Genomic DNA, 15,227 nt, shown 5'->3' with positions numbered 1-15,227 from the left:
ATATAGAAAAGGGAGCACCTATTTGGTGCTCTCCTTCATTATAACTTCATAATTCTTAAGTTTTTGACTTTCTACTGCCTCTCCATCTATGAGCCGCATAAGCATTCTTGTGGCAACAGCACCAAGCTTCCTGTCATCAAAATTAAGCGATGTTACGGGAATAACAGCATTCTCAAGTATATTGCTGTTGTAAAAGGATGCAAGTCTCAAGTCTTCCGGTATCCTTATTCCGGCAGCTCTGCAGATACTCATAACATAGCCTGCCAGCTGATCATCCATGCAAACAACACCATCTATTTTCTTTTCCGCAAGGTGTTTTACGATTTCAGTAAGTCTCTGCTCATTACCCTGATTCAGGAAAATAAGAGATTCATCCAGTTTTTTCCCTGCCTGCTCAAAGGCTTTTAGAAACCCTTCATACCTTGTTCGGGTGATCATGTGGTTTTGTGAGCCTCCTACCAGAGCAAGCTTTGTATGACCTTTTCCTATTAAAATAGAAGTAAGCTCCCTGCACGCATCAAAGTGGTCATTATCAACAGTGATAATCTTTTCATCACTTGAAGAGCCTATTGCAACAAATGGTATTCCGCTTCTTAGCAGGTACTCAGCAGTTTTATCATCAATCAGAGTTCTTGTGAGTATCACTCCATCTACCTTATGGTTATCAATAATTCTCTTAAGATTAGAAATCTCATCCCCGGTAACCATAGATATTATTATGTCGTAGCTGTAACCACTTGTGACCTCGCTCATTCCAACAAGACATCGCTGAAAAAACGGAAGATCTACAAGTGAATAATCCCCCTGCCATACTACTGCAATATTAAAGGTTCTCCGCTGAGCAAGTCCCTTTGCAACCACATTCGGCTTATAATTATTCTGTTCAATGTACTCAAGGACGCGTAATCTTGTCTTTTCACCAATTCTCCCTTTCCCGGAAATAGCTCGGGATACGGTTGTCTTGGATACCCCAAGAGCATCTGCCACATCCTCGATAGTGATTTGTGTCCCCATATAGTTATCCTTCACTTTTCTTTTTTCACAAGGAAGTTCTGCTGTAAGTCTTCTCTGGGATTCTCACTAGGCTCGACAGAACCTCGCCAAGTGTTCACCCATGGCTCGCACTAAGCTCGTGTAATACCTCGCTAAGTGCTCTGCTCAACCTTTCACAGCGCCGCCGGTAACGCCCTCAACATAGTATTTCTGAAGGAACATAAACAGTAATACTACAGGAATTGCTATAAGTACGCCGCCCGCGCAGAATCTTGTAAAGTATCCCTGATAATCATTAGTCTTAACCCATCTGAACATAGCAACCGCTACGTTATAGCTCTTGTCGTGACCAAACGCTACATAAGAAGCAAAAATGTAATCATTCCAGGGCGCCATGAATGCAACCAGAGCTGTATAAATAATAATTGGCTTACTCATGGGAATAGTCATTGTAAAGAATATTCTTGATCTGCTGGCACCATCAATTCTTGCAGCTTCATCAAGAGCCTTAGGAATAGTATCAAAATAACCTTTGCATACATAATATCCCATACCTGAGCTTGCTACCGAAACCAAAATGAGTCCGGGTATAGCACCTGCCTGTGTAAGTCCGAACATCTTAAGCAAAAAGTACAGACAGATCATTGTAAGGAATCCGGGGAACAATCCAAGCACGAGCCAGGACTTCATAAGAAGTGTTCTTCCCTTAAATCTCATTCTTGAAAGCGCATAGCTGACGCAGAGAACCACTATTGTCTGCAGTACTGCTACAAAAAACGCAATAATAACAGTATTTGAATACCATCTTAAATAATTGGTCTCGCCCGAAAACAGAAATTTATAGTTATCAAGTGAAAACTGGTGCGGAATCACGTAGCTCTCCATTCCGCCTGATTCTGTCGCATAGGATCTGAAACTCTGCAGCACGATTCCCACAAACGGAAAGAGCCAGATTATGCTAATCAAAACAAGGAAAATATATGAGACGATATTTCCTATCGTTCTTTTTGTTTTATAACCGGTTTTAATCATTGGAAGCCCTCCTCATCCTTTACTGACGGAAGTAGTCCATATACTCCGAGAGCAAATGTCGCCGTTACAATAAATACCATGATACCGATAACCGCAGCCATCTTGTAGTTACTGTCTGTTACTGTCATCTTGTAAAGCCATGTAACAAGAAGGTCTGTCGTTCCGGCATTTCCTGCATAGCTCATGGTTCCGGGGCCACCACCTGAGAGAAGATAAATCACACCGAAGTTATTAAGGTTACCTGTAAACTGTGTAAGCAGGAACGGACCTGTTACAAACAGCATATAAGGAAGAGTTATACTCTTAAACATCTGCCACGGGCTTGCACCGTCAATTCTGGCACTTTCATATAAATCTTCCGGTATATTCATTAAAAGACCTGTTGCAATAAGCATCATGTAAGGAATACCTATCCAGATGTTGACTACAATGATCGTAATTCTCGCAAGCATAGGATTTGACCAAAACGGAATTGCATTTTGAATAAGGCCTGCCCGTTTTAAAAATCCGTTTATGATACCGTCATTTGCAAACATTTTCATAACGTAAAGCAGTGATACAAACTGAGGAACAGCAATTGTCATAACAAGAATTGTTCTCCAGAGCTTTTTAAATTTAATTCCCTTTTTATTAATAAGAATTGCTACTGCAAGTCCGAGGAAATAGTCTATGAATGTTGCCAGAAACGCCCACACAAGTGTCCAGGCCAGAACCTTAAAGAATGTGGGACCAAGTCCCTCACTTCCGAATGAAACCAGTTCTTTAAAGTTAGCAAGACCTACCCATGTAAACAGGTTCGCGGGAGCCTGATGGTTGTAATCGTAATTCGTGAAGGCTATAAAAATCATGAATACGATAGGAAGTAATGTAAAAAGGAATATTCCCGTTACAGGAAGAAATAGTAAGGTTTTATCAAAGTGTTTATCAAACAGTGAACCAAATGCCTCAGCATTCGTAGGAAGCTTTTTGCCTGCCTTAAGAGCAAGTTCCTCCTTGCGGTTCTCTTCGACATTCAGTCTCCATATTAAAATCAGTAAAATTATAGCAAATACAGAAAGTACTCCAAATAAGAGAATCAGGAAACTGTTATCTCCATATACTGTCTTTCTCTTAACCTTGTGAGTAGCTACTGTTCCCAATGTCGTTATCTTGGACAGATACATCCATCCAAAGCCTGTCATGTACCAGAAGAAAAGAGCCTCCAGAACCATAAATGTCAGACCTATAAGAATCTGCCCTCTAAGTAGCGGGCCTAATCCAAAGATAATGAATGAAAGCTTGGTCTTAATATCGCCTTCTTTAAATGTAAGCCCGATTTTCTTAAGATCATTTCCAAGAGCACTTAAGACCGTGGCCAAATTTTGTTTTTTCTTTATTTTTGAGCCGTGTGCCATTTCTGGCCTCCCTTCTTTACTATGGCGCATAGATATAACTTCTTTTGAAAAGGGCCCGGGATGAAACAGTTCCCGAGCCCTGTATTATCTTTATTTCTTCGTTTTAGATCATCCTGTCAAAATTACTGTACGTAAGACTCACATGTTGCCTGGAAGTCATCAAGAGCCTTCTTGATATCATCATCAGAAGCATCAGCCTTAATCTCACCTGATATTACAGAGTCACCAAGTGATGTAGCAAGACTCCAGTAGTCTCCGGGATACTGTCCCTGAGGAATTGCAAACTTGAGCTGCTCGCCAAGAGCTGAAAGAGCTTCATCAGCCTTAACTTCGTCAGAGTTCTGTGCGTTAAGGTTTGCAGGGCCCCAACCTACTGCATTGAATCTTGCAAGCTGAACTTCTTCGCTTGAAAGGTAAGCCGCAAGTGCATCACATACAGCAAGCTTGTTCTCATCTTCCTGAGGCTTTACACCGAGAAGCTTATATCCGCCAAAGCCTGAAAGCTGATATGACTTTCCGTCTGAACCTGTGAATGTAGGAAGCTTAGCGCAAGCGTAGTTGTCGCCAAACATCTCCTTAGCTGCATCAGCATCCCATGTACCATCAACGATAGCTGCGCAATCGGTTGCAGCAGAAACTGATGAACCGTTCTGGAATGACTTTGTGTTAGCAAGTTCGATGATCTCTCTAAGAGCTACCTCACCTTCAGGACTAGCGTATGAAGTATTGCACTTTGTGAAGTTACCATCATTGTCTGTGTCATATGTAAGCTCAGCACCTGTTCCGAAGAAGAATGCTGTCTGATACCAGCCATTATTAACTTCAAAATAGAAGTTCTTACCTGCTGCGTCGCACTGCTCTGAGATACCCTCAAGTGTAGAAGGGTCTGTTACAACGCTCTTATCATAGTAAAGGAAATATCCGTTATCAGCTGTAAGAGGATAAGCATAAAGTGTGTCACCTACTGTTGCTGCTGTAACAGCACCTGCATCGTTAGTCTTCCTGATATCCTCTGCATTAGACTCCTCAACTTCTTCAAGAGCACCTGCAGAAACAAGTCTTGCGATCTGATCCTGAGCAAAACCATAAATATCAGCACCAGCCTGAACGTCTGTTATCATATTACCGGCTGCATCGCCTTCACCTGTAGCCTCAACAGTTGCTGTATAACCTGCGAACTGAGGATTAGCCTCGATGAACTTATCAAACTGCTCCTTTGTAAAATCAACTACGTTATCAGCAACCCAGATCTTGATCTCGCCTGTGCCATAATCTGTATCGTCAGCTGCTACATCTTCAGTTGCATCTTCAACTGCATCCTCCGTAGCCTCTGCTGTATCCTCAGCTGCGTCCTCGACAGCCTCTGCTGTGTCTTCTACAGCATCCTTAGCTTCCTCAGCTGTGGACTCAGCTGTATCTGCTGCCTGCTGTGCTGCTCCGCCGCCACAGCCTGCAAGAAGTGATGTTGTCACTGCTGTAGCCATCAAAACTGATACCAATTTCTTTTTCATTTTTTTTCCTCCGTTTTAAAATACCTTCGCAAGAAAAGGTTTGTTTTTAGCGCAACTTTTTATTAAAATGCGCAATCGGTTGTTCTGAAAGCTATTTTAATTCCCCTTTAATTTGGCGTCAATCGTTAAACATACACAAACGTAAAACGTTTTCCTTATACAGATTACACAAATTTGTTACCGGTAGCAAACGTTTTCCTTAAATGCATGCGCAACCGTTTGTTCATTAGTATTTAACTGTATTGGAATCGTTTCCGTTTTCTCTTTTTTTATTGTCTGACAATTACCCCTGCAAGTATCCTTTGTTAACCTATAATTTGCATTAAATTAAAAGTGATATCTGCATAAATGCTGATATTTACTGATTGGTTAAACATATAACCTTACCGTTAACCATTAACCTACCCTCGCTTATAAAATCCCATCCCATTCTGCGACGCCACACCAAGAAGACACAGCTCTACCAAAGCATTCATAACCTCCGACACTGTCATTTCCATGCCCTTTGCTATTATCTTTTCAAAGATAACTGCTGATGTCTGTGGATAAAAATCAAGTTCCCCATAGATGCATTTTTGAGTGTTGTTTTTTATAAAAGACAGATCATCATCTGCATTGTTTCTTTTCATATTCTCTCCTTCTTCTACATCACCGCTTATGGCAGTGTTATTTATTCTTACAGCTTCGCTGCATATGTTTCTGCGCAAGTATTCAACTATGTCCTCAGGGCACGAGGCTATTCCCGCGCCCTGCCTTATAAGTGAGTTACAGCCATAACTTAAGGAATCACAGATTCTTCCCGGAACTGCGAATACTTCACGTCCCTGCTCAAGAGCCATGTCTACTGTTATCAGGGTTCCACTCTTCTCCCTTGCCTCAATCACAAGCACCACATCTGACAGACCGCTGATTATACGATTGCGAGGCGGAAAAAACTGTGGCTTAGGCTGCGTTCCGGGGATATACTCCGAAATAACACCGCCGTTTGTTATGAGCGCTTCATACAAGCCTCTGTTCTCATCCGGATAGCAGACATCCACTCCGCTTCCCAACACTCCATAAGAATCTCCGCCTGCGTAAATAGCTGATTGCTGTGATATTCCATCTACCCCTCTTGCCATACCGCTTATTATCTGTACTCCTGCCATAGCAAGCTTTTCCCCAAACAACTTCGCAGCATATTTTCCGTATTCAGAGCTGTTTCTTGCTCCTATTATGGAGACAGTCGGACGGTTTTCATCAGGAAGCTTTCCCAGACAATACAGGGCAAAGGGCGGATCCGGGATATCCTTTAGCCTCCTCGGATATTCGTCTGCAAAACAGGGGTAAAAATCTATTCCTCTCTTGTAAAGATATTCAAACTCAGCAGTCACATCCCATCTATTCTTAAAGGCTTCCAGATTTTTAAGCTGCTTTGTCGTGATAAGCTTCTCAAGTCTCCCACTATCTGCGCTATATATCCCACTGCAGCTCCCAAACTCCTCCAGAAGCCTGATAAGTGTTTTATTGCCAAAAGACGGAATACTGTGAAGCATATAAGCATAAGCATGTTCTGAATTCATAGCGTGCCTCCTTCTGCCGGTTTCCTCAGATTCACAGAAGTTTTGCCTGCAATGCTCTGCTCCGCGCTAAGCCCCGACTTACTGAAATATTTCGTATCCATCATCCTGTAGCAGGCAGCCTCTGTCAGGTGAGACGCCTCTATTCTCTCAGAATTCTCAAGATCAGCTATGGTTCTCGCCACCCGCAGCACTTTATGATACGCCCGTGCTGACAAATCCATTGTGGTAAAAATTCTCTCCATCAACCTCTGTTCCTGGATTCCAAGCTTGCAATATTTCTGAATCTGAGACGGATTCATCTCGGAATTGAATCTGATTCCCTCCTTTTCAAAGCGTCTCTGCTGCACCTTAACAGCTGCAGTTACCCGCTTTCTGATATCCGCGCTGGACTCATTGCACTGCGTACCGTGACTCAGCTCGCTCACATCTATTTTTGCAGCCTCTATGCATATATCAATCCGATCCAGAATAGGCCCCGATATTCTCCCCAGATACTTTGTGATCTCACCTTCCGAGCATTTACATTTATTCAGGTCCGGATAATAACCGCAAGGACAGGGGTTCATCGCTCCTACCAGTAACAAGTCCGCCGGATATGAAAAATTCCCGCCACTCCTTGCAATATGCACTTCCCTGTCCTCAAGAGGCTGTCTCAAAAGATTCAAGGTATTTCGTTTGAATTCCGCCATTTCGTCAAGAAACATAACTCCCCTGTGAGATAGGGAAATCACTCCGGGATGCGGTATAGTCCCACCTCCTGCAAGGGCAGCTTCCGTAATAGAATGATGCGGACTCATGAAAGGTCTTCTTGTTATAAGCGTTTCTCCTTTTTTCAGCATCCCCGCAACACTGTAAATTGATGAGACTTCAAGCGCCTCTTCTCTTGATAATGGCGGCATAATCGACGGAATTCTTTTGGCAACCATACTTTTTCCCGATCCCGGAGGTCCGATAAGAAGGATATGATGGTAGCCTGCTGCCGCAATTTCCACCGCTCTTTTTACCGCAGCCTGACCATTTATCTCTGAAAAGTCGATGCCCTTCAGATAATCCTCATAGCTTCCGGCCTCTCTGAAAAGCTCATCAACATCGACCACAGTAGGGGGAATGATTTCATCCCTCTCATCCGCATCCGTCTTCAAATAGGCTACGGCTTCAGATAGGGACTCCACTCCTACAATTTTCATTTCCTGTACAACAGCACCTTCCCTTGCATTATCCGCAGGAAGAATGCAGGTCTTAAATCCGCACTTAAAGGCATGTGAAACCATAGGTAATACACCGCTTACAGCCTTGACTTCACCGTCTAGCCCCAGTTCCCCTATGACGAGCGTATCCTTCAGATTCTCAGAATCTATCTCCCCAACGGCCGTAAGTATCCCAATAGCAACCGGAAGATCAACAGCAATCCCCGACTTTCTGATATCCGCAGGGGACAGATTAACCGTTATTCTCATGGGCGGAAGCGGATATCCCGCATTTTTCAGAGCCACTCTCACCCTCTCTGCGGCCTCTCTCACATCACCGCTAATAAAGCCCACCATATTGAACATAGGAAGACCATCTGAGGTATCGACCTCTACCTGCATCAGATACGGCATAATACCTTTCACCGCACCTGAAACAACAGTACTAAACATATTTTTATTACTCCTTTCGCAGCTCTGCGCACAAAAAAATAGCGCAGCAAAGGAACATGCTGTAAAAAGGCAGTCAATTGCAAAATAAACAGGAAAAAAAACGGAGATACTCCGTGCGAAATAAATAAGCGCCTTAAGCGCAAATTTTATTATATCGGATTGTGATTTTTTTGCAAGAAAATTTTTTATCTAAATTTTACTATTATTTCATTCTATGTTCGTTGATTTTTATTCTCTATTTCGACAAGATAAAGGTAGGTCATTATGCAAATATGACCTTTGGAAAATAAAAAATATCGTTGAAATATAATTACTTTTCATAAAACAGGAGATATTAGATGTCAAGAATAGATGATATTCTCAGAACCGCAAAAGAACAGGGAGCATCTGATGTACACATCACAGTAGGTATTCCACCCAAGATGCGCGTAAACGGAAAGCTAATAGCTCTCGAAGGCTACAACAGAATGATGCCCAACGACACCAGAGAAATCGCCGATACCATCATGGGTGTTAAACAAAAGGAACTTCTTGAGGCTAACGGGCAGCATGACATGTCCTTTTCCGTCATGGGTTTGGGGCGTTTCAGATTAAATGTATTTAAACAAAGAGGTTCCATAGCAATGGCAATCCGCCTTGTTGAAACAGAAATACCGGATGCCGAAACACTTGGAATTCCGCCCTCTGTAGTTAATCTGTACCAGAGACAGCGTGGTCTTGTCCTTGTTACCGGTCCCACAGGTTCAGGAAAATCCACTACTCTTGCGTCTATAATCGATATGATAAACAACAATAGAGAGGCGCATATTATAACTCTTGAGGATCCTATCGAGTTTTTGTATCAGCACAATAAATCAATCGTTAACCAGCGCGAGGTCGGCCTTGACAGTGACAACTATGCGAACGCTTTAAGGGCAGCTCTTCGTGAGGATCCGGATGTTATTCTTGTCGGTGAGATGCGCGATCTGGAAACCATAAGCACAGCAATAACCGCAGCAGAAACAGGACACCTGGTTTTATCAACGCTGCATACAATAGGTGCCGCAAGTACTGTCGACAGAATAATTGATGTTTTCCCGCCTCATCAGCAGCAGCAGATCAGAATTCAGCTGGCAAACGTTCTGGAGGCTGTAATCTCTCAGCAGCTGATCCCTACAGCAGATGGAGAGGCAAGAGTCGCAGCTTTTGAAGTAATGCATGTTAACTCTGCTGTCCGAAACATGATTCGTGAAGGAAAAACGCACCAGCTCATAACGATCATGCAGACCAACAGAAAACTCGGTATGGTTACCATGGACGAGGCCATCATCGATCTGTGCAGAGCAGGTAAGATTTCCAGAGAAAAGGCTGTTCAGTATGCACAGGATCCGGATATTATGCAGACTAAAATTTTGAGATAAAAATGACGGATGAGTCTCCCCTCATCCGTCACCTTCGGTGACACCTTCCCCCCAAGGGGAAGGCGTTTCTATCTTTACATCAATATTTCTAAATACCTTGCTTAAGATATTTTATTTGCCCTACTTTTACGCCATCAGCATACGGAACATCTCGATAACCTGCTCCTTGGTTGCTTCTCTCGGATTTCCGGGATAGCAAGCATCGTTAAGTGCATCTGTTGCAAGTGTATCAAGGTCTTCTTCCTTGATCTTATCAAGTGTCTTCGGAATTCCAACATCCTCTGAAAGCTTCTTAACTGCGTTAATAGCAGCGTCTCTGTACTCTTCCTGAGACATATTGTCTACACCTTCAACACCCATTGCTCTTGCAACCTCGCGAAGTCTCTCACCTGTGTACTCACGGTTGAACTCCATGGAGATGGGAAGGAACATAGCGCAAGCTACGCCATGAGGTGTGTCATAGTGAGCTGAAAGTGTATGAGCCATAGCATGATCAATACCAAGACCTACATTTGAGAAGCCCATTCCTGCAATGTACTGACCAAGAGCCATTCCCTCACGGCCTTCCTTAGTATTTTCTACAGCACCGCGAAGATTCTTGGAAATAAGTCTTATAGCCTCGAGATGGAACATATCTGTCATCTCCCAGGCTGCTCTTGTTGTATAACCCTCGATTGCATGTGTAAGGGCATCCATACCTGTAGCAGCTGTAAGGCCCTTAGGCATTGAGGACATCATTTCAGGATCAACGATAGCCACGATAGGCATATCGTGTGTATCTACACATACAAACTTTCTCTCTTTTTCTACATCTGTGATAACGTAGTTGATTGTAACCTCTGCTGCTGTTCCTGCTGTTGTAGGAATTGCAATGATCGGAACACAGGGGTTCTTTGTAGGTGCAACGCCCTCAAGTGAACGAACATCAGCAAACTCAGGGTTTGTAATGATGATACCGATAGCCTTGGAGGTATCCATGGAAGAACCGCCACCAACTGCTACGATGCAATCAGCGCCTGACTTCTTGAAGGCCTCGACACCGTTCTTTACATTTTCGATTGTAGGATTGGGTTTGATATCTGAATATATCTCGTAAGGAATCTTTGCTCCGTCGAGAAGGTCGGTAACCTTTGTAGTTACGCCGAATTTGATAAGATCAGGATCAGAAGCAACGAATGCCTTCTTGAATCCATTGTTGTTAATCTCATTTACTACTTCTGCGATAGCACCTGCTCCATGATAGGATGTGCCGTTTAAAGAAATTCTGTTTGCCATTATATGACCTCCCAAAATACTAAGTTTTCCCATGTTACACGGGATTTATCTACCACATAAAAGCTTAGCATTTTAGGGAGGTTTTTATAAGTTACACTTTAACTGTTTTGTACCATTGACATTTTCAGGATAACAGGCAAAAATTATGACTTCACTGCCCACCTGAGCTTGGTTGATTTGCTCCTGGGATTAAGTCGTTGTTCCTCCGGTGTCGGTCTTGTGACATCCCTTGAAATCTCACTGTATACCCCTTCCTTATGGAGAGCCTTAAAAGACTGCTTCACAAGTCTGTCTTCTCCCGAATGAAAAGTTAATACCGCAACTCGTCCGCCCGGATTCAGTATACCCGGAAGCTTTTCAAGGAAGGCATACAGAACTTCGAATTCACTGTTAACATCTATTCTCAGAGCCTGAAAAGTTCTGGCACAGCTTTTTTTCACAGCATCAGCCTTCTCTTCCTTCGGAACCTTCCAGAGCGCTGATTCTACCGCATTTCTAAGCGCGGTTGTGGTGTCCATGGGATCACCTTTTTTCATAAGATTAAAAACCTTGTTTGCAATCTCATCCGCATAAGGTTCATCTGAATTCTCTATGAGCATACCCTTGAATTCATCCAAAGTAATATCGTGAAGTCTCTCAGCCGCAGACTGCCCATGCTCGGGGTCAAGTCTAAGATCCAGTGGTCCATCGATTTTATATGAAAAACCTCTCTTAGGATCATCAATCTGCATAGAGGAAACGCCCAGATCAGCCAGCACAAAATCAAACTTTCCGGCTTCCTCGCAGACTTTATCTATATTGGCAAAATTGATCAGCCTGAATTTAAACATATTTTCATCAAAGCCGGTGTTTCTAAGTCTCTCCACCGTCTTTTTGGATTCTATGGGGTCAACATCAAGACCGTAAACGCAGCCTTCACCCTTAAGCTCCTCAAGCATTTTCCTTGTATGTCCGCCATACCCAAGAGTACAGTCCAGTCCCTGCTCTCCTGGCTGAATTTTCAGAACATCCAGGATTTCCTTTACCATGATGGATATATGCATCCCGGCAGGTGTAGAGCCCTTTGAAATAACGTGTGCCACAGTATCCGCATATTTTTCAGGATTCTGTTCCTTATATTTTTCCTCGAATTTCTTTGGATATTTTCCCGAGTAATGAACTCTTCTCTTATGTTGTTCCAATATGTTTATCCTCGCTATTTTCTATACAATTCCAAGACCCGAAAACAAAACACTAAGGTGCCCCGGCATTGCATCTATCATCAAATCTGCCAACTCTGATTCGGACTCCTTCATCCCCTTAAGAACCCATTGAACTGTCATGTAAATCGAAGCCTGACAATACATCTCAAGAAGCTTTCTTGTCTTTTTATCAGGAAGCTTACCTGTCTTTTCACGTATGAGTCTGCAGTAAAACTCATAGATCATTATGAAGTCATGCTCCTTTAAATTATTCTGCTCATCAAAGCGAAAAGCTGCAGAGAAAAACACACGCTCTGCCTTAATATATTTGAATTTCTTTATAAGGCCTTCCCTCAGGTTTTCCTTACTTCCCATTTCCTTAAAGGACTGCTCAAGCAGTCTGTCGAAATACCAGTTGATAAGGTCGTATTTATCTATAAAATTCCGGTAAAAGGTCTGCCTTGAAACACCGCATACATCAACTATCTGCTTCACTGTTATGTTTTCAACAGAGGTTGTTTTCATGCACTCCTTGATTGCCTCTGCAAGCCTGTATTTACTGTCGTTGCTCATTGAATCAAATAATTTTACCTTTCATATATCTCGCCATCCGTCACAAAAACCATTTGTGACATTCATAATTATATCATCAAACACCTGTTAAGCTGGCGATTAACTTAACGAATCCCCCTGTGCCCGCCGCCTAAACGGTGCTTAAGCTTTTTCTCATCAAGTTTTTTTCCAATAAAAACGCATTGGGACTCATCGTCAGGAGAAGCAGAAACAGCATACATTTTGTCTGCCATGTCAAATCTCAAAAGCTCACTCCCTACCCAGAGGGTTCCCTTTGCCCTGGCCACAAGACCAAATTCTCCCCTCAGGCAGTCCTCCAGAAACTGGACAAGCTCAGATGGGTTATACAAACCGGCCTTTTGTATACTAACCTGAGAAAAGGATTCCGTACTTCCTTTAGCAGCTTCGAAAAAACGGTTTTTCCTCTTTTCACCGTTTTCCGCAAAATACATTTCTTTTCTATTAACAATGTTACTTTTTTCCGGCAACATAAGGCTTTCCCACCACACAGCATCCATTTTCGTATAATGTTCGCCGGTTACCTCTGCATCAGGATTTATCTTTAATATTTCCTCAGTTACCTTCTGAATTTCCTCTGCCGCGGCATTCTCACATTTAGAAAACACCACTCTTTTGGCATTGGCAATCTGGTCAGTATAGAGCTCAGGCCACTCTCTCATATTCTGATAATAGGAGGATGGTGAAAGTACTACAATCGGCGGAAGTAAGAAATTTACTTTTCCAAGTATCGGCTGCAGGTTTTCTGTTATACTGCTAAGCCTTCCTACCCCTGTAGGTTCAATAATGAGGTACTCCGGAGACAGAGATGAAAAAATTGCCATAACCGAATTCACAAAGCTGTCCTTCATTGTACAACACACACAGCCTTCCATAAATTCCAGGATCTTTATCTCACCCTCCTCTGATGTCGCATTTTGTAGCTCCAGAGAGTCAAGATTGTTTGCGCCATATTCATTTTCCATTATCACCGGACGATAATCTGTCCTTCTTATCAGTTCCTTAATGAAGGTCGTTTTACCTGCACCAAGAAAACCGGATATTATCAGAATTTGCATGAATAAAACTCCATAATAGACTTTGTCTGATATCTCAAAATAAGGACGGTCATATCAGACCGCCCTTCAAAAAATACTTTATTATGGCTGATTATCAAGTATTACAACCGGTTTAATAAGTTCAGCCGGCTTGTCTTTCATAAGCTGCAGTGCTTCCGGAATATGTTCCCAGCCGTGGAATACATGTGTTGAAAGCTTGCTGACATCAAGCTTGCCTGAAGAAACAAGAGCTCCCAGTTTTTCCATGCGAAGTCTTCCACCCGGCATAAGTCCACCTGCAATCTGCTTGTGTCCCATTCCAACACCCCACTCAACTCTGGGAATAGTAACAAAATCACCGCTTCCGAGGTAATTGACATTACCAATCTTTCCGCCGGGCTTAAGTGATTTAACCGCTGACTCGAAGGTCTGAACACCACCGCCTGCAACGATTACCCTGTCAACTCCCTGACCATCTGTCATTGCAAGAACCTGATCCTCAATTGTACCGTTTTTATAGCTAATGAACTCATCTGCGCCGTAGAATTTAGCTGCCTCCACGCACTTAGGACGTGTCCCGACTGCAATTATTCTGGACGCACCACGCATATGTGCGCCGGCAACGCTCATAAGGCCAACAGGTCCGATACCGATAACAAGAACAGTATCACCAAACTGAATGTCTGCAAGCTCCACTCCATGGAATCCTGTAGGAACCATATCTGAAAGCATGCACGCATCCTCAAGACTCATACCCTCAGGCATGTGAGCAAGGTTACCATCGGCATCATTTACATGGAAAAATTCGGAATCAAGGCCATCCTTGAAATTAGAAAACTTCCAGCCTGCAAGCATTCCGCCGGAGTGCATGGAATATCCGGCCTGTGCCTCAAGTGAATTCCAATCAGGAGTAATGGCAGGAACAAGTACTTTATCCCCCGGCTTGAAATCCTTTACCATACTACCAACTTCAACAACCTCGGCACATCCCTCATGTCCGAGAATCATGTTATGACGATCACCCACAGCACCTTCCCAAACCGTGTGCACATCTGATGTACAGATAGCAATCGCCAGCGGACGACAAATCGCATCCATTGGTCCGCAGACAGGACGCTCTTTTTCAATCCAGCCCACTTCGCCAATTTTCAGCATCGCAAAACCTTTCATACATTCTCTCCTTTTTTAGTTTTGGTAGTGTCAAATTCACTACCCATTTTTAGTTCTAAAACCTTGATTTATCGGGAGTTCAAAATAAAAAGAGCATTGACCTCCCTTTTTGGTATAATGTCAACGACCAAATCAACATCTCCGAAAAGGACTCAATGCTCATGAACATTATACTTTATTTACTTGAAATCATCCACCAACTCTATCAACAGAATTGCTGGCTTATTAACTTCATCTGCAGATATATACCGCTCAAACAGTGGGCTTTCGATGACTCACATTCTCCCAAATATCAAAAGTTCAAAGTGGATGAACTTCCTAAGATTGTCTATTATCATCAGGACTGGGACTGGAAGGACCTTAACAACTACTATACTCAGCGCTATGGCAAACCCGTTAAACCAATCAAAAGACGTTCAGAATGCGATATCCCGGAGGAAT

At 42.9% G+C, this 15,227-nt stretch carries 12 protein-coding genes and 1 pseudogene; 2 read left to right on the top strand and 11 right to left on the bottom strand.

All coding sequences use genetic code 11. The annotated features are described in order from the left end of the window. Nucleotides 1-18: 18 nt before the first annotated feature. From G602_RS0102645 to G602_RS24880, 6 genes are all read right to left on the bottom strand, one after another. The gene (locus G602_RS0102645) at nucleotides 19-1,014 is read right to left on the bottom strand and encodes a LacI family DNA-binding transcriptional regulator (protein ID WP_026657540.1); all 996 of its coding nucleotides are present in this window, start codon (nucleotides 1,012-1,014) and stop codon (nucleotides 19-21) included. A 144-nt stretch (nucleotides 1,015-1,158) separates the two neighbouring features. Further along, the gene (locus G602_RS0102640; RefSeq protein WP_026657539.1) at nucleotides 1,159-2,025 is read right to left on the bottom strand and encodes a sugar ABC transporter permease; all 867 of its coding nucleotides are present in this window, start codon (nucleotides 2,023-2,025) and stop codon (nucleotides 1,159-1,161) included. Continuing rightward, nucleotides 2,022-3,419: a carbohydrate ABC transporter permease gene (locus G602_RS0102635; protein WP_155829666.1), complete on the bottom strand. Its 1,398-nt coding sequence runs from the start codon at nucleotides 3,417-3,419 to the stop codon at nucleotides 2,022-2,024. The genes G602_RS0102640 and G602_RS0102635 overlap by 4 nt, the downstream gene beginning before the upstream one ends. 122 nt (nucleotides 3,420-3,541) lie before the next feature. Then, nucleotides 3,542-4,930, bottom strand: a complete 1,389-nt coding sequence (locus G602_RS0102630; protein WP_026657537.1) for an extracellular solute-binding protein — start codon at nucleotides 4,928-4,930, stop codon at nucleotides 3,542-3,544. A 401-nt stretch (nucleotides 4,931-5,331) separates the two neighbouring features. Further along, nucleotides 5,332-6,492, bottom strand: coding sequence for a DNA-processing protein DprA (gene dprA / locus G602_RS24885; protein ID WP_044930876.1), 1,161 nt, complete (start codon nucleotides 6,490-6,492; stop codon nucleotides 5,332-5,334). Next, entirely contained in the window at nucleotides 6,489-8,132 is a 1,644-nt protein-coding gene (locus G602_RS24880) for a YifB family Mg chelatase-like AAA ATPase (RefSeq protein WP_081675809.1), read from the bottom strand. The genes dprA and G602_RS24880 overlap by 4 nt, the downstream gene beginning before the upstream one ends. A gap of 338 nt (nucleotides 8,133-8,470) precedes the next feature. Here G602_RS24880 and G602_RS0102615 point away from each other — a divergent pair, with 338 nt between their 5' ends. Beyond that, entirely contained in the window at nucleotides 8,471-9,532 is a 1,062-nt protein-coding gene (locus G602_RS0102615) for a type IV pilus twitching motility protein PilT (RefSeq protein ID WP_026657535.1), read from the top strand. Between the two features lie 126 nt (nucleotides 9,533-9,658). Here G602_RS0102615 and fucO read toward each other — a convergent pair whose 3' ends face one another. From fucO to G602_RS0102590, 5 genes are all read right to left on the bottom strand, one after another. Then, nucleotides 9,659-10,807, bottom strand: a complete 1,149-nt coding sequence (fucO, locus tag G602_RS0102610; RefSeq protein ID WP_026657534.1) for a lactaldehyde reductase — start codon at nucleotides 10,805-10,807, stop codon at nucleotides 9,659-9,661. Nucleotides 10,808-10,950: 143 nt separating this feature from the next. Then, nucleotides 10,951-11,988, bottom strand: coding sequence for a 16S rRNA (cytosine(1402)-N(4))-methyltransferase RsmH (gene rsmH / locus G602_RS0102605; protein WP_330368988.1), 1,038 nt, complete (start codon nucleotides 11,986-11,988; stop codon nucleotides 10,951-10,953). 21 nt (nucleotides 11,989-12,009) lie between these two features. After that, nucleotides 12,010-12,561, bottom strand: a complete 552-nt coding sequence (locus G602_RS0102600) for a TetR/AcrR family transcriptional regulator C-terminal domain-containing protein (RefSeq protein WP_026657532.1) — start codon at nucleotides 12,559-12,561, stop codon at nucleotides 12,010-12,012. Between the two features lie 104 nt (nucleotides 12,562-12,665). Then, entirely contained in the window at nucleotides 12,666-13,637 is a 972-nt protein-coding gene (locus G602_RS0102595) for a GTP-binding protein (protein WP_026657531.1), read from the bottom strand. Nucleotides 13,638-13,718: 81 nt separating this feature from the next. After that, nucleotides 13,719-14,786, bottom strand: coding sequence for an NAD(P)-dependent alcohol dehydrogenase (locus tag G602_RS0102590; RefSeq protein WP_026657530.1), 1,068 nt, complete (start codon nucleotides 14,784-14,786; stop codon nucleotides 13,719-13,721). Nucleotides 14,787-14,947: 161 nt separating this feature from the next. On the opposite strand from G602_RS0102590, the pseudogene G602_RS24875 reads away from it, so the two are divergent. Beyond that, nucleotides 14,948-15,227: pseudogene (locus G602_RS24875) on the top strand (transposase); the annotation flags it as partial.

It is taken from the genome of Butyrivibrio sp. AC2005 (assembly GCF_000424145.1).
In the GTDB taxonomy this organism is placed as follows: Bacteria; Bacillota; Clostridia; order Lachnospirales; family Lachnospiraceae; genus Butyrivibrio.
The sequence above is the reverse complement of the archived record's forward strand: the minus strand, read 5'-3'. Positions and strand labels throughout refer to the sequence as shown.